Source organism: Rhizobium sp. NLR16a (assembly GCF_017948245.1).
Taxonomy (GTDB): Bacteria; Pseudomonadota; Alphaproteobacteria; order Rhizobiales; family Rhizobiaceae; genus Rhizobium.
Genome location: NZ_CP072865.1, coordinates 1,999,344 through 2,024,288, shown reverse-complemented (window position 1 = coordinate 2,024,288; position 24,945 = coordinate 1,999,344). Strand labels below are relative to the sequence as shown.

The 24,945-nt window shown below is 60.1% G+C and carries 27 protein-coding genes and 5 tRNA genes; 14 read left to right on the top strand and 18 right to left on the bottom strand.

The window, feature by feature from the left end:
• The 4 genes from J7U39_RS09915 to J7U39_RS09900 all read left to right on the top strand — a co-directional run bounded on the left by J7U39_RS09915 (window position 1) and on the right by J7U39_RS09900 (window position 2,032).
• Window positions 1-504 carry a GNAT family N-acetyltransferase gene (locus J7U39_RS09915; protein WP_210631551.1) on the top strand — a complete coding sequence of 168 codons (504 nt, stop codon included), beginning with the start codon at window positions 1-3 and terminating at the stop codon, window positions 502-504.
• Window positions 505-508: 4 nt separating this feature from the next.
• On the top strand, window positions 509-982 hold the full coding sequence (locus tag J7U39_RS09910) for a GNAT family N-acetyltransferase (protein WP_210631550.1): 474 nt from the start codon (window positions 509-511) through the stop codon (window positions 980-982).
• 102 nt (window positions 983-1,084) lie between these two features.
• On the top strand, window positions 1,085-1,483 hold the full coding sequence (locus J7U39_RS09905; protein ID WP_064712858.1) for an NADH:ubiquinone oxidoreductase subunit NDUFA12: 399 nt from the start codon (window positions 1,085-1,087) through the stop codon (window positions 1,481-1,483).
• Window positions 1,484-1,597: 114 nt separating this feature from the next.
• On the top strand, window positions 1,598-2,032 hold the full coding sequence (locus J7U39_RS09900; protein WP_210631549.1) for a DUF2155 domain-containing protein: 435 nt from the start codon (window positions 1,598-1,600) through the stop codon (window positions 2,030-2,032).
• Between the two features lie 71 nt (window positions 2,033-2,103).
• Here the strand turns inward: J7U39_RS09900 and J7U39_RS09895 are convergent, their stop codons facing one another.
• The 6 genes from J7U39_RS09895 to J7U39_RS09870 all read right to left on the bottom strand — a co-directional run bounded on the left by J7U39_RS09895 (window position 2,104) and on the right by J7U39_RS09870 (window position 6,941).
• Window positions 2,104-3,030 (bottom strand): DUF2167 domain-containing protein, encoded by a 927-nt coding sequence (locus J7U39_RS09895; RefSeq protein ID WP_210631548.1) that lies wholly within the window; start codon window positions 3,028-3,030, stop codon window positions 2,104-2,106.
• Between the two features lie 75 nt (window positions 3,031-3,105).
• Entirely contained in the window at window positions 3,106-3,720 is a 615-nt protein-coding gene (gene aat / locus J7U39_RS09890; RefSeq protein WP_210631547.1) for a leucyl/phenylalanyl-tRNA--protein transferase, read from the bottom strand.
• Between the two features lie 7 nt (window positions 3,721-3,727).
• Window positions 3,728-5,077: an acetyl-CoA carboxylase biotin carboxylase subunit gene (accC, locus tag J7U39_RS09885; protein ID WP_210631546.1), complete on the bottom strand. Its 1,350-nt coding sequence runs from the start codon at window positions 5,075-5,077 to the stop codon at window positions 3,728-3,730.
• A 10-nt stretch (window positions 5,078-5,087) separates the two neighbouring features.
• Window positions 5,088-5,564, bottom strand: a complete 477-nt coding sequence (gene accB, locus J7U39_RS09880) for an acetyl-CoA carboxylase biotin carboxyl carrier protein (protein WP_210631545.1) — start codon at window positions 5,562-5,564, stop codon at window positions 5,088-5,090.
• Between the two features lie 20 nt (window positions 5,565-5,584).
• Window positions 5,585-6,022: a type II 3-dehydroquinate dehydratase gene (gene aroQ / locus J7U39_RS09875; protein WP_210631544.1), complete on the bottom strand. Its 438-nt coding sequence runs from the start codon at window positions 6,020-6,022 to the stop codon at window positions 5,585-5,587.
• A 160-nt stretch (window positions 6,023-6,182) separates the two neighbouring features.
• On the bottom strand, window positions 6,183-6,941 hold the full coding sequence (locus tag J7U39_RS09870) for a DsbA family protein (RefSeq protein WP_210631543.1): 759 nt from the start codon (window positions 6,939-6,941) through the stop codon (window positions 6,183-6,185).
• Window positions 6,942-7,145: 204 nt separating this feature from the next.
• Here J7U39_RS09870 and J7U39_RS09865 point away from each other — a divergent pair, with 204 nt between their 5' ends.
• On the top strand, window positions 7,146-8,303 hold the full coding sequence (locus J7U39_RS09865) for an aminotransferase class I/II-fold pyridoxal phosphate-dependent enzyme (RefSeq protein WP_210631542.1): 1,158 nt from the start codon (window positions 7,146-7,148) through the stop codon (window positions 8,301-8,303).
• A gap of 312 nt (window positions 8,304-8,615) precedes the next feature.
• Here the strand turns inward: J7U39_RS09865 and J7U39_RS09860 are convergent, their stop codons facing one another.
• Together J7U39_RS09860 and phaC are read right to left on the bottom strand one after the other, a co-directional pair.
• The gene (locus J7U39_RS09860) at window positions 8,616-9,953 is read right to left on the bottom strand and encodes a DUF2778 domain-containing protein (protein WP_210631541.1); all 1,338 of its coding nucleotides are present in this window, start codon (window positions 9,951-9,953) and stop codon (window positions 8,616-8,618) included.
• A 208-nt stretch (window positions 9,954-10,161) separates the two neighbouring features.
• A complete protein-coding gene (phaC, locus tag J7U39_RS09855; protein WP_221102542.1) occupies window positions 10,162-12,030 on the bottom strand; it encodes a class I poly(R)-hydroxyalkanoic acid synthase in 1,869 nt (622 codons plus the stop codon).
• 146 nt (window positions 12,031-12,176) lie between these two features.
• On the opposite strand from phaC, the gene J7U39_RS09850 reads away from it, so the two are divergent.
• The 5 genes from J7U39_RS09850 (at window position 12,177) to recJ (ending at window position 17,695) form a co-directional block, all read left to right on the top strand.
• Window positions 12,177-12,590 (top strand): hypothetical protein, encoded by a 414-nt coding sequence (locus tag J7U39_RS09850; protein ID WP_210631540.1) that lies wholly within the window; start codon window positions 12,177-12,179, stop codon window positions 12,588-12,590.
• A gap of 222 nt (window positions 12,591-12,812) precedes the next feature.
• A complete protein-coding gene (locus J7U39_RS09845) occupies window positions 12,813-14,030 on the top strand; it encodes an LL-diaminopimelate aminotransferase (protein WP_210631539.1) in 1,218 nt (405 codons plus the stop codon).
• Window positions 14,031-14,091: 61 nt separating this feature from the next.
• The gene (locus tag J7U39_RS09840) at window positions 14,092-15,417 is read left to right on the top strand and encodes a homoserine dehydrogenase (protein WP_210631538.1); all 1,326 of its coding nucleotides are present in this window, start codon (window positions 14,092-14,094) and stop codon (window positions 15,415-15,417) included.
• A gap of 149 nt (window positions 15,418-15,566) precedes the next feature.
• Entirely contained in the window at window positions 15,567-15,812 is a 246-nt protein-coding gene (locus tag J7U39_RS09835) for a hypothetical protein (protein ID WP_210631537.1), read from the top strand.
• A gap of 80 nt (window positions 15,813-15,892) precedes the next feature.
• A complete protein-coding gene (gene recJ, locus J7U39_RS09830; RefSeq protein WP_210631536.1) occupies window positions 15,893-17,695 on the top strand; it encodes a single-stranded-DNA-specific exonuclease RecJ in 1,803 nt (600 codons plus the stop codon).
• A gap of 49 nt (window positions 17,696-17,744) precedes the next feature.
• Here the strand turns inward: recJ and J7U39_RS09825 are convergent.
• The 5 genes from J7U39_RS09825 to gloA form a co-directional block, all read right to left on the bottom strand.
• Window positions 17,745-17,819, bottom strand: a tRNA-Glu gene (locus J7U39_RS09825).
• 172 nt (window positions 17,820-17,991) lie between these two features.
• Window positions 17,992-18,066, bottom strand: a tRNA-Glu gene (locus J7U39_RS09820).
• A gap of 75 nt (window positions 18,067-18,141) precedes the next feature.
• Window positions 18,142-18,216: transfer RNA gene (locus tag J7U39_RS09815), tRNA-Glu, on the bottom strand.
• A 195-nt stretch (window positions 18,217-18,411) separates the two neighbouring features.
• Window positions 18,412-19,488 (bottom strand): D-Ala-D-Ala carboxypeptidase family metallohydrolase, encoded by a 1,077-nt coding sequence (locus tag J7U39_RS09810; RefSeq protein ID WP_210631535.1) that lies wholly within the window; start codon window positions 19,486-19,488, stop codon window positions 18,412-18,414.
• A gap of 166 nt (window positions 19,489-19,654) precedes the next feature.
• On the bottom strand, window positions 19,655-20,095 hold the full coding sequence (gene gloA / locus J7U39_RS09805) for a lactoylglutathione lyase (protein WP_085778026.1): 441 nt from the start codon (window positions 20,093-20,095) through the stop codon (window positions 19,655-19,657).
• A 194-nt stretch (window positions 20,096-20,289) separates the two neighbouring features.
• Between gloA and J7U39_RS09800 the strand changes: the two genes are divergently transcribed.
• On the top strand, window positions 20,290-20,868 hold the full coding sequence (locus tag J7U39_RS09800; protein ID WP_210631534.1) for a cold-shock protein: 579 nt from the start codon (window positions 20,290-20,292) through the stop codon (window positions 20,866-20,868).
• A gap of 1 nt (window position 20,869) precedes the next feature.
• Entirely contained in the window at window positions 20,870-21,355 is a 486-nt protein-coding gene (locus J7U39_RS09795) for a DUF192 domain-containing protein (RefSeq protein ID WP_210631533.1), read from the top strand.
• A gap of 65 nt (window positions 21,356-21,420) precedes the next feature.
• On the opposite strand, the gene J7U39_RS09790 is transcribed toward J7U39_RS09795, so the two are convergent.
• Window positions 21,421-21,497, bottom strand: a tRNA-Pro gene (locus tag J7U39_RS09790).
• A gap of 650 nt (window positions 21,498-22,147) precedes the next feature.
• Between J7U39_RS09790 and J7U39_RS09785 the strand changes: the two genes are divergently transcribed.
• On the top strand, window positions 22,148-22,453 hold the full coding sequence (locus J7U39_RS09785) for an ETC complex I subunit (RefSeq protein WP_008526983.1): 306 nt from the start codon (window positions 22,148-22,150) through the stop codon (window positions 22,451-22,453).
• 57 nt (window positions 22,454-22,510) lie between these two features.
• Window positions 22,511-22,587 (top strand) — tRNA-Arg (locus J7U39_RS09780).
• Window positions 22,588-22,767: 180 nt separating this feature from the next.
• Here the strand turns inward: J7U39_RS09780 and J7U39_RS09775 are convergent.
• From J7U39_RS09775 to J7U39_RS09760, 4 genes are all read right to left on the bottom strand, one after another.
• Window positions 22,768-23,208, bottom strand: coding sequence for a hypothetical protein (locus tag J7U39_RS09775; protein ID WP_210631532.1), 441 nt, complete (start codon window positions 23,206-23,208; stop codon window positions 22,768-22,770).
• A 26-nt stretch (window positions 23,209-23,234) separates the two neighbouring features.
• A complete protein-coding gene (locus tag J7U39_RS09770) occupies window positions 23,235-23,525 on the bottom strand; it encodes a hypothetical protein (RefSeq protein WP_210631531.1) in 291 nt (96 codons plus the stop codon).
• Between the two features lie 126 nt (window positions 23,526-23,651).
• Window positions 23,652-23,981: a hypothetical protein gene (locus tag J7U39_RS09765; protein WP_247241745.1), complete on the bottom strand. Its 330-nt coding sequence runs from the start codon at window positions 23,979-23,981 to the stop codon at window positions 23,652-23,654.
• Window positions 23,982-24,196: 215 nt separating this feature from the next.
• Window positions 24,197-24,490 carry a hypothetical protein gene (locus J7U39_RS09760; RefSeq protein WP_210631530.1) on the bottom strand — a complete coding sequence of 98 codons (294 nt, stop codon included), beginning with the start codon at window positions 24,488-24,490 and terminating at the stop codon, window positions 24,197-24,199.
• Window positions 24,491-24,945 lie beyond the last annotated feature (455 nt).

The window sequence follows — 24,945 nt, the reverse complement described above, 5'->3', positions numbered from 1 at the left end:
GTGTATTTCGTCCGCACCGCCGGAGAGCGCGACCTCGAGAAGGTGCGCGTCCTTCTGGCGGAGAGCTTTCACGCCACCTATGACGAGCTCCACGGCAAAACAAAGGTGGACGATCTGATCGCCCATCTCTTTACGCCGGCAGCGCTGAAGGCGCGGCTGGTGCGCAGGGACGCCGAGTTCCTCGTCGCCGATAACGGCCGCAACATCGGCGGCGTGGGTTATGCGGCGATGTCGCACGCGCTGACGAAGACGGTCATGCTGCATCTCCTCTATGTCAGTCCGTCGCTGCAGCGCCAGGGCATCGGCCGCGATGTCTTCGCCGAGCTCGAAACCTGCTTTCCGGATGCTGAGATCATGCGCCTGGAAGTCGAGCCGCAGAATGCGGCGGCGATCGCCTTCTACCGGGCGCATGGCTTCACCGAAGTCGGCCGCAATGAGAACAGCGGGCCCGGACAATCCGGCATTCCCTCGCTGATTTTCGAAAAACCGCTGGAAGGGCATTGATCCCGTGGCGGTCGAATTGTCCGATATTCTCATTCGCGAAGCGCGCAGCGACGATCTGCCGGCGCTTGTGGCGCTGTTTGCCGCCGATGCTCTCGGCGGTCACGGCGATACGACGGTTGCCGGGGCTTTTGCCGATTATGCCAGGGCCTTCGCCGTCATCGAGGCTTCGCCCGACCAGACGCTTTATGTCGCAGAGCGCGGCCGCGAAGTCGTCGGCACGTTCCAGATGATGCTCACGACCTCGCTGACAGGCCGTGGTTCTTCGACGATGATCATCGAGGCGGTGCAGACGCGGGCTGACATGCGCGGGCAGGGCATCGGCACTGGAATGATCGAATTCGCCATATCAGAGGCAAAAGGCGGCGGCGTGCGGCTGGTACAGCTGACCTCGAATGCCATACGCAGGGATGCCCATCGTTTCTACGAAAGGCTTGGCTTCAAGCCTTCGCATCTCGGCTTCAAGATGGCCTTGAAATGACCCCTGCCTCTCGTGGAATCGCTGGACAATTCGGCTTGGCGACGGCATAAGCGAGGAGCTAAATTCTGGTTTGGCCCGTACTGGCGGGCACAAGGAAAAGACATGCGGAATCTTCTGGTTCAAATCTTCACCTGGTGGAACAGTCAGACGATAGGCACGCGTTTTGCGACCTGGCGTTTTGGCAAGCGCGTCGGCGAGGATGAATTCGGCAACGTCTATTATGAAGGCGGCATGTCTTCCTATGGTCTGCCGAAGCGCTGGGTGATCTACAAGGGCTATGCCGAAGCCTCCGCCATTCCGCCGGGCTGGCATGGTTGGATGCATCATCGCACCGATGTTCCGCCGTCCAAGGAAAACTACGTCGCCAGGGAATGGCAGAAGGCGCATCGTCCGAACCTCACCGGTTCGCCGCAGGCTTACCGTCCGCCGGGCTCGCTCGCGGTTCCCGGCGAGCGGCCGCGCGTCACCGGCGATTATGACGCCTGGACGCCCGGCAACTGAGACGGCTCGACCGGGCGATCGCAAGCCCGGCTTTTGGCCACAATTGACCTTTACCCGCAGGTTGGCCGCGCTTGACGGTGGCCGTGAACCGAAAACGTCTGGAGACGGGTGCATATGAAGCTCTTCACGCGGAACATGGTCCTGCGTGGCGCCGGATCGCTGCTGGCGCTCTCGGCTCTGCTTCCACCGGTTGCGGCGCATGCCGCACGCATCGACAATCCGGTTGCCGTCTTCTCCGGCCTCGACAAGATCACCGGCCGCATCACGACGTTCGATGTCTATGTCAATGAGACGGTACAGTTCGGCGCGCTGCAGGTGACGCCGAAGGCCTGCTATTCGCGCGACCAGGCGGAAGCACAGAAGATCGACGGCTTTGTCGAAGTCGACGAAATCACCCTTGACCGCAAGATCCGCCGCATCTTTACCGGCTGGATGTTTGCCGACAGCCCCGGCCTCAATGCGGTCGAGCATCCGATCTACGACGTCTGGCTGAAGGACTGCAAGACAAGCTCGGACGTCCCGGCTCCGGACAAGGCGACAGCCCGCTGATTGATATCAGCTGGGACAGGCTCCGAAAAAGCTTCACAATTTCCGCGCCGTCTCCTTGTTAAGCCGCGAGCCTATGCCGTGGGTGTCTTGTTTCGGGTGAAAAGACCTTTGGCAAACCGAAGCGCACCGCCAAGCACGACGACAATAAGGATGCCGGCCTTTTTCAGGAAGGCGGCGGCAAGCGCCAGGAGACCCACCTTTGCGGCGATCTTGGCGCCCGCACCCGCGGCGATCATCCCGGCCATTCCGTAGGCTGCGATCTTGTCGCCTTCGACGAAGTCGGTATAGGCCATTCCCTTGTCGAACTGCACGAGCGTCGTGACGGTCGGAATGACCTGCTCGATCTCCTTCAACTGGTTCAGGCCGGCAACGAAATCGAACTCGAATACGCCTTGGCGGCCAAGAACGCGTACGGAATAGTTAAGCGTATGCGGGGCTTGCGCATCACCGCCGAACAGCAGATCGCGCGCCCAATGCATCGCATGCGCAGACTTGTCGTAATGCGGCGTCGAGGCCCAGCCGACAAGCGTGATCTTTTGAAAACCCTGCTTCTCGCGCTCGACGTTGTTTTCGCGGATGGAATCCTTGATGTTCTGCAGCAGTTCATCGTAATCGGTCGTGGCGGCGTCGGCGTCTGAGACATAACCGTCGGCGCTGTATTCGACGATGGAACCCCACGCCTCGACATCGGTCGGCGCGTATTTCGCCGGGAAGATCATCCCCATCGTTCCCTCCGCCGCTTGCGGCGGATTTCCCCAGATATCGACCAGCACCTTCTTCGTATCCGCGGAATTGAGATAGTAGAAGCCTTCGGGGATGTTCAGCGTTGCCTTTGCAGCAGGCAGCTTGATCGCGCCCTGCTGAAAGTCGAGCTTTTGCAGCAATGGTTTTTCTGCGTCCGAAAAAACCCTGGCAGGGAACATCTCCTGGTAAGGGCGTGCCTCGGCTTGACCCGTGAACAAGGCGAAAAGGATTGCGGCCGCAAAATATCGTTTCAAAATTCTATCCCCCGTTGCAGGGCCAAACCTACTCAATTCGGCTCGAAAAGCAACGCAAGGAGGAAACGATCACGCTCAAAACTTCAGGTGTGGCGATTCCATCGCGCTGGCAAGCAGCACCGCATATTCAGCCTTCGGCACGTCGATCGCTCCGAACGTCTTCAGGTGCTCGGTGGTGAACTGCGTGTCGAGCAGCGTGAAGCCCTTTTCCCTCAGCCGGTCGACCAGGTGTACAAGGCAGATTTTCGAGGCGTCCGTCCGGCGTGAAAACATGCTTTCGCCGAAGAAGGCCGAGCCAAGCGAGACGCCGTAGAGACCGCCGACCAGTTGATCGCCGTCCCAGGCTTCAACGGTATGGGCATGACCGATTTCGAACAGCGTGGAATAAAGCGACCGAATCGTCTGGTTGATCCAGGTGCTCGGGCGCCCCGATGTTTCCTCGGCGCAGGCCGCGATCACCTGGTCGAACGCGTGATCGAATCGGATGTCGAAGGGTTTCCTGCGCACCGTCTTGGCGAGACTTTTCGAGATATGGAAATTATCGAGCGGCAGAACGCCGCGCAATTCCGGTTCGACCCAGAAGATCTCCGGGTCGTCGGCGGACTCGGCCATCGGAAACAGGCCGATGGAATAGGCGCGCAGGAGGATATCAGGGGTTATGCCTGGTGACTTCCTGCGCGATCCTGCCATTCCTGTCCTATGCCGCCGGCGTGTTGGCGAGGTAATGTTCCAGCCAGTGAATGTCATAGTCGCCGTTGGCGATATCCTGGTTGGAGACGAGATCCTGGAACAACGGCAGCGTCGTCTTGATCCCGTCGACGACGAATTCATCGAGGGCGCGGCGCAGGCGCATCATGCATTCGACACGGGTGCGGCCGTGCACGATCAGCTTGCCGATGAGGCTGTCGTAATAAGGCGGGATCTTGTAACCCTGATAGGCGCCGGAATCGATGCGCACGCCAAGGCCGCCCGGCGCATGGAAATGGGTGATCGTTCCGGGCGAGGGCACGAAAGTGCGCGCGTCCTCGGCATTGATCCGGCATTCGATGGCATGGCCGGAGAAGTGCACCTCGTCCTGCGTCACCGAGAGACCGCCGCCGGAGGCGACGCGGATCTGCTCGTGCACCAGGTCGATGCCGGTGATCGCTTCGGTGATCGGATGCTCCACCTGCAGGCGGGTGTTCATTTCGATGAAATAGAACTCGCCGTTCTCGTAGAGGAATTCGATCGTGCCGGCGCCGCGATATTTCAGCTTCTTCATGGCATCGGCGCAGATCTGGCCGATCTTCATGCGCTGCTCGACATTGAGCGCAGGCGAATTCGCTTCTTCCCAGACCTTCTGGTGGCGGCGCTGCAGCGAGCAGTCGCGTTCGCCGAGATGAATGGCGTTGCCTTCACCGTCACCGAACACCTGGATTTCGATGTGGCGCGGCTTGCCGAGATATTTTTCCATGTAGACGGCATCGTTGCCGAAGGCGGCTGCCGCCTCAGTGCGCGCCGTCGACCAGGCTTCGATCAGATCGGCCTCGCTCTTGGCGACCTTCATGCCGCGCCCGCCGCCGCCGGCCGTTGCCTTGATCAGCACGGGATAGCCGATTTCGGCGGCCGTCCGCAGCGCGTCCTCCTCGGTCTTCACCTCGCCGTCCGAGCCGGGAACGACGGGAATGCCAAGCTCCAGCGCCGTCGTCTTGGCGGTGATCTTGTCGCCCATGATACGAATATGATCCGCCGTCGGCCCGATGAAGGTGATGCCGTGCGCTTCGAGGATATCGGCGAACTTGGCATTCTCGGACAGGAAGCCGTAGCCCGGATGCACGGCGTCGGCGCCGGTGATCTCGCAGGCCGCGACGATCTGGTGGATGTTGAGATAGCTCTCGCGCGAGGAGGGCGGACCGATGCACACGCTTTCGTCGGCAAGACGCACATGCATGGCATCGGCGTCGGCGGTGGAATGCACCGCGACGCATGCGATGCCGAGCTCCTTGCAGGCCCGAAGCACGCGAAGGGCGATTTCCCCGCGATTGGCGATGAGGATTTTCGAAATCATGGGCTTGGGCCTATTCGATGACGACGAGGGCCTGGCCGTATTCGACGGGATGTCCGTCGTCGACGAGGATCTCGGTCACCTTGCCTGACTTGGGCGAAGGAATCTGGTTCATCGTCTTCATCGCTTCGATGATGATGAGCGTCTGGCCTTCCTTGACGGTGGCGCCGATTTCGATGAAGGGACGTGCGCCCGGAGCCGGTGCCATATAGACGGTGCCGACCATCGGCGCATTGACGACATTCGCCGGGTTGCGGCCGGGTGCTGCGGCGGGTGCGGCAGCGGCCGCTGCCGGAGCGGTGGCTGCTGCCGGAGCGGCAAAGGCCGGTGCAGCGATCGGCGCCTGGACGTATTGCGGCGTGCCGCCGCGCGAAACGCGGATGCGCAAATCGTCCTGCTCGACCTCGATCTCCGTCAGATCCGTCTCGTTGAGAATATTGGCGAGATCGCGGATCAGTGCCTGATCGATACCCGATTTCTTTTCAGCCATGGTGTTGCCCTGTCTTCTTCTTATGCCGTGATGTTCTTCAGCGCATGGAGCGCCAGGATGTAGCTGTGAGGCCCGAAGCCGCAAATCACGCCCTTGCATGCCGGCGCGATCATCGACTCGTGGCGAAATTCTTCCCGTGCATGGACGTTGGATATGTGAAGTTCGATGACGGGAATTGAAATAGCGCGGATCGCGTCGTGCAGCGCGACTGAAGTATGCGTGTAGGCGCCTGCATTGATGGCGACGCCAGCGGCCTTTTCGTCGGCCTCGTGGAACCAGTCCACGAGCGTGCCTTCATGGTTGCTCTGACGGAAGTCGATATCAAAGCCGAGCTCGCGCCCTGCTGCCTTGCAGTCTGCCTCGATGTCCTTGAGCGTCTTGCCGCCATAAATCGCGGGCTCTCGTTTGCCCAGCATGTTCAGGTTTGGCCCGTTCAGGACAAAAATCGTTTGCGTCATCGAATGTTCCGTAAATGCACGACGGCAACCTATAGACTCCGCGAGGGCTGAATGAAAGCCCTTACGGGTTGGCCGGCAGGAATCGCGCCACATTTGTCCACATGGCTGCAACGCTTCGATTCTGGCGGTTTGATGAGCGGCCGGTCGGCTGTCTGATTCCTCAGCAGGCGGTCTTGCCGCAGCTGCGCATGTTCTTGACCTTGGCTTCGAGATCGTCGAGCCCGACGGCGCCCGGGACCAGCTCGTTGCCGATGACATAAGAGGGCGTGCCGCTGATGCCGAGACTGGAGGCAAGCTGATAGGTCGCCTGAACGATCCCATCGTTCGGGCTCTTCGCCATCTCGGCACGAATCTTGTCTTCGCTGATGCCGAGAGAGCCTGCGACGGCGATCGCGCTTTCTTCCGAGGCGCGGCCTTCGCTGCTGAGAAGGGCGATATGGAAATCGGCATATTTCGCAGGCGCCAGCCTGCGGAAAGCGTCGGCCACTTTGTGGGCGGCAACCGAATCCGGCCCGAGGATCGGGAATTCCTTGAGTACGAAGCGGACGTTCGTGTCCTTCTTCAGCATCGCCTGCATATCGGGAAGCGCGTGACGGCAGTAGGTGCAATTATAATCGAAGAATTCGACGACGGTCACATCGCCCTTGGGATTGCCGAGCGTGACGTCATCCTTTGAATTGAAGATGTTCGCGGTGTTCTCCTCGATCGCCATATTGGCCTTCACCAGCCGCGCGGCTTCCTGCTTCTTCTGCAGCGCCTCCTGGACGTCGAGCATGATCTCCGGATTTTCGATCAGATATTGCTTGATGAATTCGCCGAACTCCTTCTTCTGCTGATCGTCGAGCGCTGCGGCCGGAAACGGGATCGCGATCGATGCGGCAAGCGCCAGTGCGGTGAAGTTTTTCGGGAAGAAGGCCATGATATCCTCGTCATCGGCGATGTGGTCTTGGTCGAGAAAACCGTCGCCGGGTTATGGACTTGAACGCGTCGCGTCAAGGTACGGTGCGTCGAGTTCTGTTCAAACAGGAATTTTCATCCCTGCACCGCCCTCGCGGGATTGTGATGAGCCGATTAATGCGGCAATTGTCTGGCCAACAGCGAAGAAGCCAAGCGAGAAGCGATCTTGTTTTCCATATCGAAACGCAGCGAAGTCGAGCCTTTTCATGCCATGGATGTGTTGGCGGAGGCGACGAAGCGGCGGGCAGCGGGTCACGCCGTTATCTCGATGGCGGTCGGCCAGCCCTCGCATCCCGCGCCTCGAGCTGCGCTCGAAGCGGCACGCGCCGCCCTTGTCGAAGGCCGGATCGGTTATACGGATGCGCTGGGGACGGCGCGGCTGAAATCCGCACTTGCCTGGCACTACAGGGACCGTCACGGCCTGGAGATCGATCCCAAGCGCATCGCGATAACCACAGGTTCCTCGGCAGGGTTCAATCTTGCCTTTCTGTCGCTTTTCGATGCCGGCGATGCCGTGGCGATCGCGAGACCGGGCTATCCCGCTTATCGCAATATTCTCGGCGCGCTTGGGCTGAAGGTTCTCGAAGTGCCGGTGACGGCCGAGACCCACTTCACCCTGACACCTGAGAGCCTCGAGGCGGCGCAGCAGCAAAGCGGCGTCAGGCTCAAAGGCGTGCTGCTCGCAAGCCCCGCCAACCCGACCGGCACGGTGACCGGCCGTGACGGGTTGAAGGCGCTTGCGGATTACTGCGCGGCCCAATCCATCGCCTTCATCTCGGATGAGATCTATCATGGGCTGACTTTCGCTGGGGAGGAGGCGAGCGCGCTTGAGCTGACCGACGAGGCGGTCGTCATCAACTCCTTCTCCAAATATTACTGCATGACTGGCTGGCGAATCGGCTGGATGGTGCTGCCGGAGCGCCTGGTGCGGCCGATCGAGCGGGTGGCGCAGAGCCTCTATATCTCGCCGCCCGAGCTCTCCCAGATTGCAGCGGTGGCCGCGCTTGGCGCAAGCGAAGAGCTTGATCATGTCAAGGCGAGCTACGCCGCAAACCGCGCGCTGCTGCTCGACCGCCTGCCCAGGATCGGTCTTGCGCCCGCTTCGCCGATGGACGGCGCCTTCTACGCCTATATCGATGTTTCGCGCTTCACCAATGACAGCATGGGTTTTGCCAAACGCATGCTCGCAGAAATCAACGTCGCGGCGACGCCGGGCCTGGATTTCGATCCGCTGGAGGGACATCGAACATTGCGTCTCTCCTATGCGGGTTCGCAAGGCGAGATCGCCGAGGCGGTGGAGCGGATAGCAGTCTGGCTGAAGTAGGGCTGCGGGGGCAAGCGGCTGCTTGCCCACCTGCTCCCAGAGCTTTTCCGGGTTAGATTGAAGCATTCTGCCGGAGCAGGTTTTCGTCAGGGCAAAGGCGATTGGCGACGGGCATACCCCAAGGTACGTCCGAGCCGATCGCCTTTGATCCTGGCGGAAACATGCCCGGCCCTTCGGGTTGGCTGAAACGGGCCGGCTGATCGACCGGCCGGCTTGGCCGTAGAGCTGGGCTACGACGCGCGCCGGCCGGTCGACCATCCGACTCCGTTTGAGCCAACAGAATGATTCAATCTAACCCGGAAAAGCTCTAAACTAGCTGCGCGACGAAAACAGCGAGGCGAGCGTCGAGGCGGGCTTGTTGTTCAGCCGCGGCACCACCACGAGCTGCTTGATCTCGCCGCGTTTGTAAGCGGCCAGAAAGCGCTTGTAATCCTTGAAGGAAACGCAGCCGTTGGAATCGCCGTTCTTGCCGAGCATATAGGTGTGGGCGAGCAGGCCGACGCGGTCGAAGATGGCGTCCGAGCCTTCCACCGGTGTCAAACGCAGCGCTTCGACACCGTGAAAGAGGGCCTCGCGCATCGTGAGGACATAGGTGTGCGGCGGCGTCGGTCCGCGCATCTTCTTATCCACGTAGCGCGGGTTGTCGCGCATCTTTCCGAGACCGGAATGAGCCTCCAGCCGTTCGCCGTTCGGCAGGTAGACGGTGCTGTTTTCGATGTCGTAGATCGCGACGCCTGCCCGCAGTTTCGGCGAGAAGACCGGCTTGTCGTAACGCGGCACGGCATCGTCCTCATCGTCCACGATCGGCGAGTTCGGCTGGGCATAGGCCAGGGCCGGCCCAGCTGAGCGCTGCGCACCCTTGGCGGCCGGCGCCGGTTTGCCGATGAGTCCGTCCGGACGCGCCATCGGCAACGGCACGGAACCTGCGTCGGGCGACAGGACGAGATCGAAGGGTTGATCCTCTGCCGTTGCGACCACCACCGGTGCTGATTCCGTTGCAGGAACTGAGGCGGTCCTGACAGGAGACGCGATCGGCTCGATCGGGGCCGGCGCGATCTGCCGGGGGTCTGCATCGGCAAGCACCAGCATCGCCTGGAGTTGGGCTGCGGCGACGGCCTCCTTCGACGGGACGATGATCCGGTTGCTGTCGTCTTCTTCAATCTCTGCCGAGGCGAGTTCGACCGGCGGCAGCGCGATCGCATCATCCTTGCGGAACTTGGCACTGTCGGAAATCGCGGCGACGACCGGTTGCTCGGCGGCCGTGACGAGCCGATTGCTTTTCGCAAGAGCTGCCAATGCCGTTGCGGCGGCGGCAGTCTTTTCGGCGTGAGACTGGATGAGGCTTGCCGTCAGCGGCATCTTCGGCTTTGCGTCGAAGGCTGTCAGCCGGTCACCCTTGCCGACATGGATCAACCGCTCAAGGCGAGCTGACGGCGCCACCTTTGGGGCGGCCCCGATCTGTGCCAGCCGATCGGGTGGAGAAAAGGGCGTGGCCACCGAATGCATCGTTGCCAAGGTCGCGATCAGCCATGTTGAGGTTAAAAGCCCGGCGCCGACGACACCGTAAAGAAAACCGCGAGATCTGCGCGAACGCAAAGCAGATCCGCCAAGAGGGGCGACGTTATCCAACGTCCCTACCGCAAACGCCATACTACACTCGTCTTTCAAACTCGCTACGCAGGCCGGCGGCACTGACTGACTAAAACTTCGCCGGGGCCGGTAAGGGCGCAAAGGGGCCGAATTTAGGCCGCCCGCGACTTCCGACTGTTTCGCGAGGATGACGAATTATGGTTTCTAATTTGTTTACGCGATATCGCTGTTTCTTGGGATGCCTCAAAAAGAGATGCCTGCCGGCGTCTCAGGTGCGTTCCATCACATAACTTCCCGGTGCTTCTTCGATCGCGTTCAGCGCATCGCCGCCGGGTTTGCGCGCCGCAACGCGTCTGCCGTCCTGCGTCTCGATCCACGCCTGCCAATGCGGCCACCACGATCCCGGCGTCTCGGTGGCCCGCTCGAGCCAGGTCTCATAGTCGCCCTTGGCCGGGCCGCCCGTCCAGAACTGGTATTTCTTCTTGTCGGGCGGGTTCACGACGCCGGCAATATGTCCCGAGCCGGTGACGACGAATTCCACCTTGCCGCCGAAGAACTGGCTGCCGAGGAAGACCGATTTTGCGGGCGCGATGTGGTCCTCGCGTGTGGCGAGATTATAGATTGGGATCTTCACATCCTTCAGCGATACGCGCTTGCCGTCGAGGATCATCTCGTTCTGCGTCAACGCATTGCGCAGATAGCAGTTTCGCAGGTAGAAGGCGTGGTTTGCCGCCGCCATGCGCGTCGAATCGGCGTTCCAGAACAAGAGGTCGAAGGGCAGGGGCTCCTGGCCCTTGAGATAGCTGTTGACGAAATAAGGCCAGATCAGCTCGGAAGCGCGCAGCATGTTGAAGGCCATCGACATCTTCGTGCCGTCGAGATAGCCGGTCGCCTTCATATGCTCTTCGAGCGCGGCAAGCTGCTCCTCGTCGACGAAGACCTTGAGATCGCCGGCATGGGTGAAATCAACCTGAGTGGTGAAGAGCGTCGCGGTCTTGATGCGCCGGTTTTTCTCCTTGGCGTGCAGCGCCAGTGTCGCGGCCAGAAGCGTGCCGCCGACGCAGTAGCCGACGGCATTGACGTCCTTCTCGCCGGTCGCCTTCTCGATCGTCTCGAGCGCGAAATCGACGCCCTCGCGGGCATAGGCCCCCCAGTCCTTCTCGGCGTGACGCGCATCCGGATTGACCCAGGATATGACGAAAACGGTCTGGCCCTGGTCTACGCACCATTTGATGAAGGATTTCTGCGGGTTGAGGTCGAGAATATAGAACTTGTTGATCCAGGGCGGGCAGATCAGGAGTGGCCGCTTCAGCACGGTTTCGGTCGAGGCTTCGTACTGGATGATCTGGCAGATATCGTTCTGGGCGATGACTTTTCCCGGGGTCAGCGCCATGTCGCGGCCAACGGCGAATTTCGTCATGTCGGTCTGTCGAAGGCGAAGCTCGCCGTTCCCGGCAGCGATGTCCTCGGCGAGCATCTTCATGCCGCGCACCAGGTTTTCGCCGTTGCTTGCGATCGTCTCGCGGTAAAGCTGCGGGTTGGTAGCGATGAAGTTGCTCGGCGAAAGCGCTGCCGTGATCTGCTTCACGTAGAATCCGGCCTTGTGCTTGGTGTGCTCGTCGAGGCCGTCGGTCTCCGACACCAGCTTGTCAACCCAATCGCTCGTGACGAAATAGACCTGGCGGAGGAAATCGAAGAACGGATTTTTCTGCCAATCCTCGTCGGAAAAGCGTTTGTCCTTGCGGGTGTCGGGCTCGGGCGGCAGGGGCTCGCCCTGCATCCCGCGCGTGCCCTGCACGCGCTGCATCGAGCGCATCCAGATGCCGAAGAAGGACGACATCAGCTGAGTCTGCGCCTCGAAGGTGCGGCGGGGATCGGAAATCCAGTATTCGGTGACCTTGGAAAGCGTCTTGACCATGTCGGTCATGGGATCGATGGCGGTTTCGGTGATCTCGCCGCGTTCGCGCGGCGCAAGCCAGGCCGAGGCGGCCTGACCGAGATTTTCGAGCGCCCGGGCGAAATTCATCGCCATGGTCTCGGGATCCTTCAGCAGATAGGGTTCGAGATCGGTCGCGTCGAAACCGGTCTTGTCGCCATTCTTCTGGCCGCCACGCTCCTGCTTGCTGTCGGTCACCATTTCCTCCGGCGGCAGCACTCTTTTTATCCGTTTGTTGTACATCGTGACCGAACGAGAAAACAAGTTCCACCCGCATCGGCTCGTGCTATTGCTTTGTGGCTGCGACAAATTTAACAGTCGAGGCAATCAGAACTGGATTTTGAGGCATGATCAAGAACGGCATTCGGCGCATCGCAACCTTCAACCGCATCGCATTGATCTGCGCCGCGGCGGCGATGACCCTTGCCGGATGCAATCTGACGGCGGAGGAAAAAGCCGCAGCCGCCGCCAAGCGAGCGGCGCCGACCGCCGTCGTCATGCCGGCAACCAAGGGCGAGGCGGTCGAGGGCGGTCTGACGAAATCACCGGACGGCTATCCGAATTTCGGCGCGCCGCTGACGGCGGCCAATGTCCAGATGAGCGACGAGCAGGCGGCCGAACTGCAGCATCAGTTGACCGCGCTTACCGCCCGGCGCAAGGCCGGCACGATCTCGGAAGCCGAATATCAGGCCAAGGTCGCTGAAATGCGCCGCCTGGCTGCCGAGCACGGCGCGCAGACGCTCTCCGAAATCTCCAAATAGATCTTGCCTTTCAGGCAATTTGGACGCAAAGCCTTCCGGATGGATCGGAAGATGCGATTTTCCCGATAATGCGTGGTTGTGCGGCCTTTCCGTCAAAGATTTGCCGCTTGGCTTGGGTCTGATGAATACGGCGCTGCGATTGTGAAGTTCGTGTCGCAGCCGCCGGAAGACGGAACGAACTTCGACCGCGGCTTAAAATGCCGCCTTTCCATGGGGAATGAAATGGAAGAGTTTCACAAAGTCCGGCGTTTGCCGCCTTATGTTTTCGAACAGGTCAACCGTTTGAAAGCAAGCGCGCGAGCGGGCGGCGCCGATATCATCGATCTCGGCATGGGAAACCCTGACCTTCCGACTCCCCAGGCGATCGTCGACAAGCTGTGCGAGGTCGTACAGGATCCGCGCACGCACCGTTACTCCTCGTCCAAGGGCATACCGGGCCTGCGCCGTGCCCAGGCCGCCTATTATGCCCGCCGTTTCGGGGTCAAGCTCAACCCGGATACCCAGGTGGTCGCCACCCTCGGCTCCAAGGAAGGCTTCGCCAATATGGCGCAGGCGATCACCGCGCCCGGCGATGTCATCCTTTGCCCGAATCCCACCTATCCGATCCACGCCTTCGGCTTCCTGATGGCCGGTGGCGTGATCCGCTCGATGTCGGTTGAGCCGGACGAGACCTTCTTTCCGCCGCTTGAGCGCGCTGTCCGGCATTCGATCCCGAAGCCCCTGGCGCTGATCCTCAACTATCCCTCGAACCCGACGGCCTTTGTCGCGACGCTCGATTTCTACAAGGACGTCGTCGCCTTCGCCAAGAAGCACGACATCATCGTGCTGTCCGACCTTGCCTATTCGGAGATTTATTTCGACGACACGCCGCCGCCGTCGGTTCTCGAAGTGCCGGGCGCAATGGATGTGACGGTCGAATTCACCTCGATGTCGAAGACGTTTTCCATGCCCGGCTGGCGCATGGGCTTTGCCGTCGGCAACGAGCGGCTGATCGCTGCGCTCACCCGCGTCAAATCCTACCTCGATTACGGCGCCTTCACGCCGATTCAGGTGGCGGCGACGCATGCCCTGAACGGCGACGGCTCCGACATTGCCGAAGTTCGCAACGTCTATAAGCGCCGCCGCGACGTCATGGTCGAAAGCTTCGGCAAGGCCGGCTTCGAAGTGCCGCCCCCGGCAGCCACCATGTTCGCCTGGGCGAAGATCCCGGAAAAGTTCCGTCATCTCGGTTCGCTTGAGTTCTCCAAGCTGCTGGTCGAGAAGGCCGACGTCGCCGTTGCTCCGGGCATCGGCTTTGGCGAGATGGGCGACGACTATGTCCGTCTGGCGCTTGTCGAGAATGAACACCGCATCCGTCAGGCTGCGCGCAACATCAAGAAGTTCATGTCGACGGCAGACGAGACGATGCATAACGTCATCTCGCTCAACGCCCACCGTTAATTCCAACTCTTGGGCAGCCGCGTTCGGCGGCTGCCGCCACAAGACATTTCAGGATCGATCCATGGCAGATGCCCTCAAAATCGGCATTGCGGGCTTAGGCACCGTTGGCGCCTCGCTTGTCCGCATCATTCAGCAGAAGAGCAATGAGCTTGCCGTCACCTGCGGGCGTCCGATTACGATCACCGCAGTTTCCGCGCGCGACAAGACGCGGGATCGAGGCGTCGATCTTTGCGGCGTCACCTGGTTCGATCGGCCCGAGGATCTGGCCGAAAAGGGTGATATCGACGTCTTCGTCGAGCTGATGGGCGGCGCCGAAGGGGCTGCCAACGTCTCGGTGCGCGCCGCACTTCAGCGTGGTCTCCATGTGGTGACAGCCAACAAGGCGCTGCTCGCCTATCACGGCGTCGAGCTTGCGACGATCGCGGAAGAGAAGGGCTCGCTGTTGAATTTCGAGGCGGCGGTCGCCGGTGGCATCCCCGTCATCAAGGCGCTGCGCGAATCGCTGACGGGCAACGCCGTCTCGCGCATCTACGGCATCATGAACGGCACCTGCAATTACATCCTGACCAAGATGGAGAAGGAGGGGCTTTCCTTCGCCGAATGCCTCAAGGAGGCGCAGCGGCTGGGTTATGCCGAAGCCGACCCCGCCTTCGACATCGAGGGCAACGATACCGCCCACAAGCTCGCTATTCTGACGACGCTTGCCTTCGGCAATCGCATCGCGGCCGACGACATCTATCTCGAAGGCATCACCAATATCTCGATCGAGGACATCCACGCCGCCGCCGAGCTCGGTTATCGCATCAAGCTGCTCGGCGTCGCCCAGCGCACGGAGACCGGCATCGAGCAGCGTGTGCATCCAACCATGGTGCCGGTCGATTCGGTCATCGCCCAGGTCGACGGCGTCACCAATGCGGTGGCAATTGAATCCGACGTACTCGGCGAACTGCTGATGGTCGGCCCTGGCGCTGGCGGCAAAGCGACGGCTTCGTCCGTGCTCGGCGATATCGCCGATATCGCCAAGAGCCAGCCGGGCGCTCAGCGCGTGCCGGTGCTTGGCCATCCCGCAAAGGCGCTGGAGCCTTACCGCAAGGCACAGATGCAGAGCCACGAGGGCGGATATTTCATCCGCCTGACTGTGCTCGACCGCACCGGCGTCTTTGCAAGCGTCGCCACCCGCATGGCGGAAAACCACATCTCGCTCGAATCGATCGTCCAGCGCTCCACGCAGCACCTGGCCCCATCGCATCACCAGACGATCATCCTCGTCACCCATGCGACGATGGAGGAATCCGTGCGCAAGGCGGTCGCCTCGATAAAGTCGGAAGGTTATCTCTTCGGCGAGCCGCAGGTGATTCGCATCGAACGGCCGAAAGAAGAAGCTTAAGCATTTCTGCTGGGCACATGAGCCGCTCTGTCTCTGGCAGGGCGGCTTTTCGATTCGTTCAGTCTCCCTGGCGGAAGTTATATTACCAAATGCCGAAATATTGATATAAATAAAACCATAGATGGTGAGTCGTCGGCGTGGAGTATTTCATGAGCAAGGACAGCCACGCCGGAAAAGAGCATGGCAGCCCGAGCAAGGTGCCGCCAGCCCGCCCTGATATGTTTGCGGACATCCTCAAGCCGGTGATCCCTGACATTCGTGACGAGAGCCATGACGAGGCCCTTGACGATGAACACACGGAAGGCCGCAACTGGGCTATCCTGCTGACGCTGTTTTCGGTTCTGCTGGTGCAGATCGGCGGCATCGCCGTGATCGTCTGGCTGATCTTCTGGTAAAAATCCGTGTCTGCAAATCCATCGCTATGTTATCTCCGCTGCTCCTGTAGAAAGAACAGATGAAGTCAGCGGAGTTGGGCATGGCAGATCTCGTCGATCCGGTACAGCGCGCGTTTCTCGGCGTGGAGAAATCCGCGCTCGACAATCGCTGGGTTGCAAGACTCGATCAGGCAGGCCAGAACCGGGCGCTGGCCATGGCGCAGGTTCATGGGCTGCCGGATCTGATCGCCCGTGTTCTCGCAGGACGCGGCGTTCCGGTGGACGAAGCGATCGAATTCCTCGATCCGACGATCCGCAGCCTGATGCCTGATCCTCACACGCTGACCGATTGCGAGAAGGCGGCAACCAGCCTCGTGCGTGCGATCGAGCGCGGCGAGAGCGTGGCGATTTTCGGCGACTACGACGTCGACGGCGCCGCGTCCTCGGCGCTGATGTTCCGCTTTCTCAATCATTTCGGCGTCAAGGCAAACATTTACATTCCCGACCGCATCTTTGAAGGTTACGGCCCCAATCCGGCGGCGATCAACCAGCTGATCGACAACGGCGCCCGACTGATCGTCACCGTCGATTGCGGCTCCACCAGTCACGAGGCGCTTGCGGCCGCCGCCGCGCGCAACATCGATGTCGTCGTCATCGATCACCACCAGGTGACACATGAACTGCCGCCCTGCCATGCACTCGTCAATCCGAACCGTGAAGACGATCTGTCGGGGCAGGGGCATCTTTGCGCAGCCGGCGTCGTCTTCATGGTGCTGGTCGCGACATTGCGGCTGCTGCGCGCGGCCGGCAACAAACGCATCCTGGCGCTCGACCTGCTGCAATGGCTTGATATCGTGGCGTTGGCGACGGTCTGCGATGTCGTGCCGCTGAAGGGCCTCAACCGCGCCTATGTGGTGAAGGGGCTGGTCGCTGCCCGGCACCAGAGCAATGCCGGGCTTGCCGCGCTCTTCCGCAAGGCGGGGCTCGCGGGCCCCGTGACGCCTTATCATTTCGGCTTTCTGATCGGCCCGCGTATCAACGCCGGCGGACGGATTGGTGACGCCGCACTCGGAAGCCGCCTGCTGACGCTCGATGATGCCGGTGAGGCGGAAATGATCGCGCAGCGCCTCGATGAGCTCAATCGCGAACGCCAGGCGATGGAGGCGATGATGCTGCAGGAGGCGGAAGCCGAGGCGCTTGCCGAATATGGCGACGGCGAGGGCGCCTCCGTCATCGTCACCGCCCATGAGAAGTGGCATCCGGGCATCGTCGGGCTTATCGCCGCGCGGCTGAAGGAGAAATTCAAGCGGCCCGCCTTCGCGATCGCTTTCGATCCTTCCGGCCGCGGCACCGGCTCGGGCCGCTCCATCAATGGTTTCGACATGGGCAGGATGGTGCGGGCTGCGGTCGAGGAGGGCATCCTCGTCAAGGGCGGCGGCCATGCCATGGCGGCTGGCCTGACGGTCGAGCGCGCCGATCTCGGCAGGTTGAGGACCTTCTTCACCGAGAAGGCCGCAAGGACGGTGGCGAGTCTCGTCGCCAACGAGACGCTGAAGATAGACGGTGCGATCGGCGCGAGCGGCGCCACGCTTGAACTCATCGACCGTCTGGAAGCCGCTGGCCCCTATGGCTCCGGCCACGCCCAGCCGCTCTTTGCCGTACCGGCGCATCGGGTGCGAGACGCGCGCCTTGTCGGCGAGAAACATGTGAAGGTGACGCTGGAGGCGATGGACGGTTCGCGGCTCGATGGAATCGCCTTTCGCGCCGCCGACACCGGCCTCGGCGATCTTCTCATCAATTCACGCGGCGCGAACCTCCATGTCGCAGGCTCGCTCGGCGCCGAACATTACCAAGGCGCACGCCGCATTCAGCTGCGCATCTGCGACGCGGCGCCGGCAAGATAGAATGGTTGAGAAAAAACGCTGTCGGATGAGCGAATATAAGGAAGTAGAGTGGCACGCCCTAGGGGAGTCGAACCCCTCTTCCCAGAATGAAAATCTGGTGTCCTAACCGATAGACGAAGGGCGCTTCCTTCGTGGTGGCGCCCTTATAGTCAGCAGCTTCGAAAGCCGCAAGCGCCAAGGCGCGAAAAAATCACAGTTTTCGCCGATTTTTTTGGGCTGTGGAAAACCGTGGCGCTGCGAGGCCTGATAGCTGGAAATATCGATCCGACGGGTGGTGGCGACAATCACAAGCTCAATGGTACGCCCTAGGGGAGTCGAACCCCTCTTTACAGAATGAGAATCTGTCGTCCTAACCGATAGACGAAGGGCGCAGGCCAGCCTCGTTAAAATAGGCGTGTGCGCCGGCTTCTGCAAGCGGATGCGATGGCTTCTATATGGAGAGAAAGTGGCACGCCCTAGGGGAGTCGAACCCCTCTTCCCAGAATGAAAATCTGGTGTCCTAACCGATAGACGAAGGGCGCTTCCTTCGTGGTGGCGCCCTTATAATCAGCACCTTCGTATGCCGCAAGCGGCAAATTCGATTTTCTTCAAAAAAATGACAGATATTTTCGCGGCGGAGTCATTTGAGATTACCTGTGTCGAATCAACGGCTTGCGCAGCTTGCCAGAAGCGCATGAAACTCAGTTGACGTAAGGTCAGGGGGCAGACTTGCGATATCAGATCGCCCTTGCTGTGGTCACCGGTGCCCGTTTGCCACCGCAGCCCCAGTTCCAGTCGCGGGTCTTGCCGGTGTCGAGGTGGACCGAGTCGGTGTGGCAATAGGTGCCAACGCCGCCGCGATCGGGCAAGGAGCGGATATAAGTGGCGATATCCCATTTGGATACGCCGTCGATCTGAATGTCCGCCGCCTCACAGCTCTTGTGCATCGATTCGTCGGCGCCGCCAACGAGGCGGTTATGTTCTTCGTCGCGATAGCCGGATGTGACGATGACAGGCCGGCCGAAATGGTTCTCGACCGTCTTGATCACTTTCAGCAGGTTCGGCTTGAAGCAGCCGACCGCGACATGATCGTTCTGGACGTGCAGCCCGTTCGGCGCAACGCGCGTCATGCCGGGCAGGGCGGCTTTGTGCAGGAGGCCGGAAAGACTGCCGAGCAGGTTCTGCTTCGGTGCGCTGTAAAGCGCGTTTGTCGTCGAGGCCGGGATAGCGCCTGTCGCCAGCGAGGATGTTTGTACGGGTGCAGGCTTCGTGTCAGAATTTTCCGACGATTGCTGCGGCAGCACCGGTGCTGCCGGCTGTGAGGGGATGATCGGCTGGCTGTAGACGCTGCTTTTTGCGGGCGCCACTCCGTCCGTCGGCGCATAGGCTTGCGGCTGAATGACGGTGGACGTGCTGTTGTTTTGCGGCGGCGGCTGGTGATCCGAAAAGATGCTCATCGCCTGCGCGTTGATCCGTGTCGACTGCATGACGAGCCCGCCTATATTGGCAGGCGCCGCCATTGCCGGATCGGCCGGCGGGACGGCGGCACTCGCATCCCCTGCCACGACCTGTGGCGCGGCCTGGGCGCCGGAGACATTGACGAGCCGGGGGTCGGAATTGACTGAGCGCGGGGCAGATTTCACGGGCGCCGTTGCGCCAAGCTGTGGCGCTGCGGCCGCCGTCGCCGGAACCGCCGGAACGGCCGCGGCAGAATCGAGCGCCTTCTTGCTCGATACGCAGCCCGAGAGCGCCAGCATCGAGGTGGCGATCAGCAATGCGCCGGTAATGGGCATCCGCGTCTCAATATTACGCAAGCAATCAGTCTCCGGTTGATGCGGAAAACGGCGAAATATCGCCATCCTCCGCTTCGAGTCATCGGGAGATTGCCTAAGGGGCCGGGTCGCGGCAAGCGCCAAGGCGCCGGTCGGACCCGAAATCGCAAAAGCCGCAAGCTTCGCAAAAGCCTTGGGGCCAAAACCCTTACCAGGCGCCGGTATTGCCCATCGAAGCCCAGGGTTCGGCGGCCGGAAGCGGGCTTCCCTTCTGCAGAATTTCGATCGAAATGCCGTCGGGCGAGCGCACGAAGGCCATGTTGCCGTCGCGCGGCGGCCGGTTGATGGTAATGCCGTTATCCATCAGCTTTTGGCAGATCGCGTAAATATCATCCACCTCATAGGCGAGGTGGCCGAAATTGCGTCCTCCGCTATAATCCTCCGTATCCCAGTTGTAGGTAAGCTCGAGGCAGGGGGCTTTTTCGCTGCGCGCACGGTCGAGATCGTCGCGAGCGGCCAGGAAAACCAGGGTAAAGCGGCCCTTCTCGTTTTCGTGACGGCGAATCTCCTCCAGTCCGAACAGCGTGGTATAGAAGGCGAGCGAAGCGTCCAGATCTTTGACGCGAACCATCGTATGAAGATAACGCATTCTATCTACTCCTTTATAGGGGCTGGCCTTTTTGGCGAGCCGAGGTCAGCTTCGGGCAAGTCATCTTTATAAAATGTGCAGCTGGGAATAACCGAAAACTAGGACTTGCGCTTATCCGTTACCAAGATGTTAATCTTGATTTCAAGAATCAGTTAACCGTAACAGTGTGACGCGTATTCGAGGGGCTGGCGATAATGGCTGATAGGATTTCATCGAACGCATACACCGATGTCGACGAGCTGTCGTCAGAAGCGGTCGATCTTGTCGAAATCACCGGTGTCGTCAAGTGGTTCGACGTCGCCAAGGGCTTCGGCTTCATCGTGCCTGATAACGGCATGCAGGATGTTCTCCTGCACGTGACCTGCCTGCGCCGCGACGGCTACCAGACGATCCTCGAGGGAACGCGCATCGTCGCCCTTATCCAGCGTCGCGAGCGCGGCTACCAGGCCTTCAAGATCCTTTCGATGGATCAGTCGACCGCCATTCATCCCTCGCAGCTGCCGCCGGTGCGCACCCACGTACAGGTCACCGCGACGAGCGGGCTCGAGCGCGCGCTCGTCAAGTGGTTCAATCGCACCAAGGGCTTCGGCTTCCTCACGCGCGGTGAGGGCACCGAAGACATTTTTGTGCACATGGAAACGCTGCGCCGCTTTGGACTGACGGAGTTGCGCCCGGGCCAGGTCGTCCTCGTCCGCTTCGGCGACGGCGAAAAGGGCCTGATGGCCGCAGAGATCCATCCCGACGTTCCGAGCCCGGCAAGCCGGTCGCACTGAAATGCGCGGCATCGTCCTGTTTCATGCGATCAGAAGCGCCGTCATGGCGCTTTTTTTCTTGGTCGCCCTGCCGGCTTTGGCCGACGAGGAGATGCGGTTCGACAAGGAGCCGCTGCTCATCCAGACAGCCGCGGGCAAGATGCTGCATTTCACCGTCGAGGTCGCCGCCACTGGCGATCAGCGCGCCCGCGGGCTGATGTTTCGCAAGTCAATGGCCGATGACGCCGGCATGATTTTCGACTTCGGTCAAACCCGACGCGTCGCCATGTGGATGGAGAACACCATCCTGCCGCTCGACATGCTCTTTGCCGACGACACCGGCACGATCCGTCACATCAAGGAAAACGCAAAACCCTATTCACGCGACATCATCGATTCGATGGGCCCGGTGAAATACGTCGTCGAACTCAATGCCGGCATCGTCGGCAAATTCGGAATCAAGCCAGGCGACAGAATCGTGAGCGCCACGACGACGAAGGCGAAGTGACGGGCGCGTAGTCGCGAGCGCACCAGCTACGATGCGCCTATCAAGGAATTCGCTGGGATATTGAATGGTCGGAGTGGAGAGATTCGAACTCCCGACCCTCTGGTCCCAAACCAGATGCGCTACCAGACTGCGCTACACTCCGTGCCGTGATTGGCAGCGGGAATACACGGTTCACTTCACCGTCGCAACCCATAAATCCAGTCGTGGCCTGAGATTTCTCACCAGGCCTGTGGACGCAAGAGAAAATCTCGTTCGGGCGTCAATTTATCTGTTGAGCGAATTGGACTCAGAGCGACCGGCCTCAACCGCGGGCGATCAGGCCGATATATTGGGCATAGCTGATCACGACATAGAAGAAAGCGGTGATGACAGCTCCTATCATAATGGCATTGAACTCTGCCGAACGTCTCATGATGCGTGCAATCCACTGAAACCGATTGAGCCGCAACCTAGTGCCGGTGGCTGGCTGCGGCAATCAGGTTGTGATCACAACATGAGACAATTGGTAATATTGCGCAACTGCCCGGAATTCCTGTAGTTTTGACTGGGATGGCAAAGCGACATGAGGGAAGAATGTGCTGAGCCGCCTTCCCCAACACATTGGCGCATCGTCGGTGTGGCTGTGGCTACGGCGTCGCGATCCGCTTTTTTCTTGAAAAAACGGGGATTCGCGGATAAGCAAAATTCATCTCTTCGCGTTGTCGCTGACGACGAAGCAAAGGCCCGGCAACGGGATTGAGACCATGAAAGGCGGGGCGCGCTATCCCCCGCATATTCGGAGATGCCGCAGTCATGTCTGCCAAGATCTATCGTCCTGCTAAGACCGCCATGCAGTCCGGCAAGGCCAAGACCCACCTCTGGGTGCTTGAATTCGATCAGGAGTCGCCGCGCAAGATCGATCCGATCATGGGCTACACGTCCTCGGGCGATATGCGCCAGCAGGTAAAACTCACCTTCGAAACGCAGGCGCTCGCCGAAGCCTACGCCCAGCGCAACGGCATCGAATACCGAGTCATCGCGCCGAAGGACCCGGCCCGTCAGGTGGTGGCCTATCCGGATAATTTCCGCTATACCCGCACGCAACCCTGGACGCATTGAGAATTCTCGTCCACATATGCTGCATTCGGCCGCGCCTCTTGGGCGCGGCCGGCAGTGGGCCCCTTAGCTCAGCTGGATAGAGCACCTGCCTTCTAAGCAGGTTGTCGCAGGTTCGATTCCTGCAGGGGTCGCCATCAATTTTCTACGGGATTGTGTTTGTTTCGCTTTCCGGCGTGAACCCCTCATCGGGTCTAGATTGAGGGGTTAGGCTGTTCTCATTCAGTTTCGCAGCGCCCGAAATAGCTAACCTCTTTTTATCGGCCTTGCGCGTGTAGTGGTTGGCCATGGCATCGCTTCGCCAGCCAAATCGCGCCTCAGTTCGCTGTTGCTATTGCCGCTTTCGGCAAGCAGCTGGGCAAGCGTTTTCCTAGGCCGTGCGCCCGGCCTTCCACTTCTGCCTCGGCGCACATGTCCCCGAACCAGTTCCCAAATGCGGCCGCGCTCCTGAACGGCCGGCCGTGAACTGGCGTGACCAGGTAAGCGAGGTGATCAGTTTTCGTCACCTCGAGCACCGCCTTCAGATCCGGGTGCATCGGGATATAAACCCACTCGTCGTTCTTGCCGACGCGATACTCGATCACGTCGCCCTTGATGTGCTGCGGGCCGATTTGGAAGATGTCCGACCGGCGAGGGCCGGTGAAAAGCAGCATGTCCCTGGCGAGCCGCGCCTGCGAGCCTTCGGGGTGGGTGGCATAGAACTTTTCGACGTCGGCTGCCTCCCAAGGCTTGAAGCCATCGGTTTTCGCCTTCGGCATCTTCACGTCGCGGGCTGGGTTATGCTTCAAAATGCCAGCATCAACGGCAGAGCAAAAAGATAGCCCATGATCTTGAGGTATGAGATCGCCGCAAAAGGGGTATCGGCCCGGCGGTCGCGGCCGGCTGCGATTGCGGCTCGCTCGATCTTTGACAGGATCATCTTGCCGCCTGTCTTGCAAACTGCCTTCAGCACGTTGGCGCGGGCGCGCTGCGTTGACGGCTTTAGTCCCTTGAATACTGCACTTTCCTGATATTTGTCGACGAGCCACTGCAGGGTGTGCCGGCTAGGCTCCGGCTCGGTGTCTTCCTGGGCCATGCACCGCTTGTAGTCGGCGACGAATTCTTTCGAGCCCCAGTCACCCCTCAGGCGCGTTCTCTTCCCTTGCCGACACGGAAATACCAACGGACATTGCCGATCGGCGCGCTGATGGAATGGCTACGGCTACCGTGAAACGTCGATGGGGAATTTGGAGTAGTTACAATTGTTCAACGAATAGAAGGACACGTCGTCGTCTAATTTGTTGGCCGAAAGTTCCCATTCAAAGGTATCTTGGCCGCCCAGACCAGCTATCAAAGCCATCGTGCCAAGCTCCCGCAATCGATCCGGAGGGGGGTACGGAAAGCCATACAATGTCGCCTTCTTACCGGTGAACGTGCCTTTGATGACCCTCTTAATCTCCAGATCGATACGTATCATCCGGTCCGGAAAATCCGGACCGAGCAGCAGGCCGGACGCTCCGATCCAGAACGATGTCACGCGTGCCTCAACCACGAGCTTGGCCTTCGCAAACGTATCGTCACGACATGGAGGTGTAGCGGCGGCCACGCCTGGAAAGGAGAGCATTAAGGTCAGAATTATCTGTATGCACAGTCGCAGAGATGAGTTTGCAAGCATCTGCGGAATCGGTATCCCTATGGTTTAGCCGATGCCTATTTCAGAAGGATTGTGTGAGGCTTAATAGCACCACCGTAAGCGGTGTTCTCGGGTCACGGTTTGATGGTGGCTTGGGTCTGACCGATACCAGCCGATTCATCGGACCGTAACGCTTTCTTGATCTCGATAGCAGCATCAACGAAACTGTCGAACTCTTCTGCATCGAAAGGGTAATATTGATAGTTGCCCGATGCTTTAGAGGCTAACACCACATAGACGCCGCCGCTTCCGCTATCGCGTTTAATACGCAAGGACATAATACAACTGCCGTTCATAATTTGAACGTCTGATTGTCGGATTATCTTTCCAGTCAGCACTCTCTTCAATGATTTAAACAGTCCCGCCACCTAACCCTTAGAACTCCAACAGCAACATCGTTTCTCATTGATATCATCGTGTACAGCGGAACGAAAGCTTAGCGATTTATCGCGAGGGGCTTGGCAAAATTGCATAATGGAATCAAAGGCGCTCATTCGCCCCTCAAAATAAGCAGATTTCATTGAAATCATTAATTTTCGACAATTCGCATTCCTGCAGGTCGCCACAAATTCAATGACTTGAATCTGTCCCATCACCAGCCTGAAGGAGCTTGGTCATTGGACCCTTGCATTTGGACGGTCGTCCGGCCAATCCGGCGTACGGCCGCCCCCCGGCCAACTGTCTCTGGAAGCGGAGGACAACACGCTAGACCGGCGCGGAACTCTGATTTCGCAAAACTTCGAAGAGGCGCCACCTGATCACCAGCAATCTTCCGTTCGACGAATGGACAGAGCCCAGAGCGCCGAATGGGCGCTCTGCTGAT

Excerpts from the sequence above, each read along its gene's own strand:
- J7U39_RS09905 (WP_064712858.1), top strand. The coding sequence starts at position 1,085 with ATGCGGAATCTTCTGGTTCAAATCTTCACCTGGTGGAACAGTCAGACG.
- J7U39_RS09900 (WP_210631549.1), top strand. The coding sequence starts at position 1,598 with ATGAAGCTCTTCACGCGGAACATGGTCCTGCGTGGCGCCGGATCGCTG.
- aat (WP_210631547.1), bottom strand. The coding sequence starts at position 3,720 with ATGGCAGGATCGCGCAGGAAGTCACCAGGCATAACCCCTGATATCCTC.
- accC (WP_210631546.1), bottom strand. The coding sequence starts at position 5,077 with ATGATTTCGAAAATCCTCATCGCCAATCGCGGGGAAATCGCCCTTCGC.
- accB (WP_210631545.1), bottom strand. The coding sequence starts at position 5,564 with ATGGCTGAAAAGAAATCGGGTATCGATCAGGCACTGATCCGCGATCTC.
- aroQ (WP_210631544.1), bottom strand. The coding sequence starts at position 6,022 with ATGACGCAAACGATTTTTGTCCTGAACGGGCCAAACCTGAACATGCTG.
- J7U39_RS09870 (WP_210631543.1), bottom strand. The coding sequence starts at position 6,941 with ATGGCCTTCTTCCCGAAAAACTTCACCGCACTGGCGCTTGCCGCATCG.
- J7U39_RS09860 (WP_210631541.1), bottom strand. The coding sequence starts at position 9,953 with ATGGCGTTTGCGGTAGGGACGTTGGATAACGTCGCCCCTCTTGGCGGA.
- phaC (WP_221102542.1), bottom strand. The coding sequence starts at position 12,030 with ATGGTGACCGACAGCAAGCAGGAGCGTGGCGGCCAGAAGAATGGCGAC.
- J7U39_RS09850 (WP_210631540.1), top strand. The coding sequence starts at position 12,177 with ATGATCAAGAACGGCATTCGGCGCATCGCAACCTTCAACCGCATCGCA.
- J7U39_RS09845 (WP_210631539.1), top strand. The coding sequence starts at position 12,813 with ATGGAAGAGTTTCACAAAGTCCGGCGTTTGCCGCCTTATGTTTTCGAA.
- J7U39_RS09840 (WP_210631538.1), top strand. The coding sequence starts at position 14,092 with ATGGCAGATGCCCTCAAAATCGGCATTGCGGGCTTAGGCACCGTTGGC.
- J7U39_RS09835 (WP_210631537.1), top strand. The coding sequence starts at position 15,567 with ATGAGCAAGGACAGCCACGCCGGAAAAGAGCATGGCAGCCCGAGCAAG.
- recJ (WP_210631536.1), top strand. The coding sequence starts at position 15,893 with ATGGCAGATCTCGTCGATCCGGTACAGCGCGCGTTTCTCGGCGTGGAG.
- gloA (WP_085778026.1), bottom strand. The coding sequence starts at position 20,095 with ATGCGTTATCTTCATACGATGGTTCGCGTCAAAGATCTGGACGCTTCG.
- J7U39_RS09800 (WP_210631534.1), top strand. The coding sequence starts at position 20,290 with ATGGCTGATAGGATTTCATCGAACGCATACACCGATGTCGACGAGCTG.
- J7U39_RS09795 (WP_210631533.1), top strand. The coding sequence starts at position 20,870 with ATGCGCGGCATCGTCCTGTTTCATGCGATCAGAAGCGCCGTCATGGCG.
- J7U39_RS09785 (WP_008526983.1), top strand. The coding sequence starts at position 22,148 with ATGTCTGCCAAGATCTATCGTCCTGCTAAGACCGCCATGCAGTCCGGC.
- J7U39_RS09775 (WP_210631532.1), bottom strand. The coding sequence starts at position 23,208 with ATGCCGAAGGCGAAAACCGATGGCTTCAAGCCTTGGGAGGCAGCCGAC.
- J7U39_RS09770 (WP_210631531.1), bottom strand. The coding sequence starts at position 23,525 with ATGGCCCAGGAAGACACCGAGCCGGAGCCTAGCCGGCACACCCTGCAG.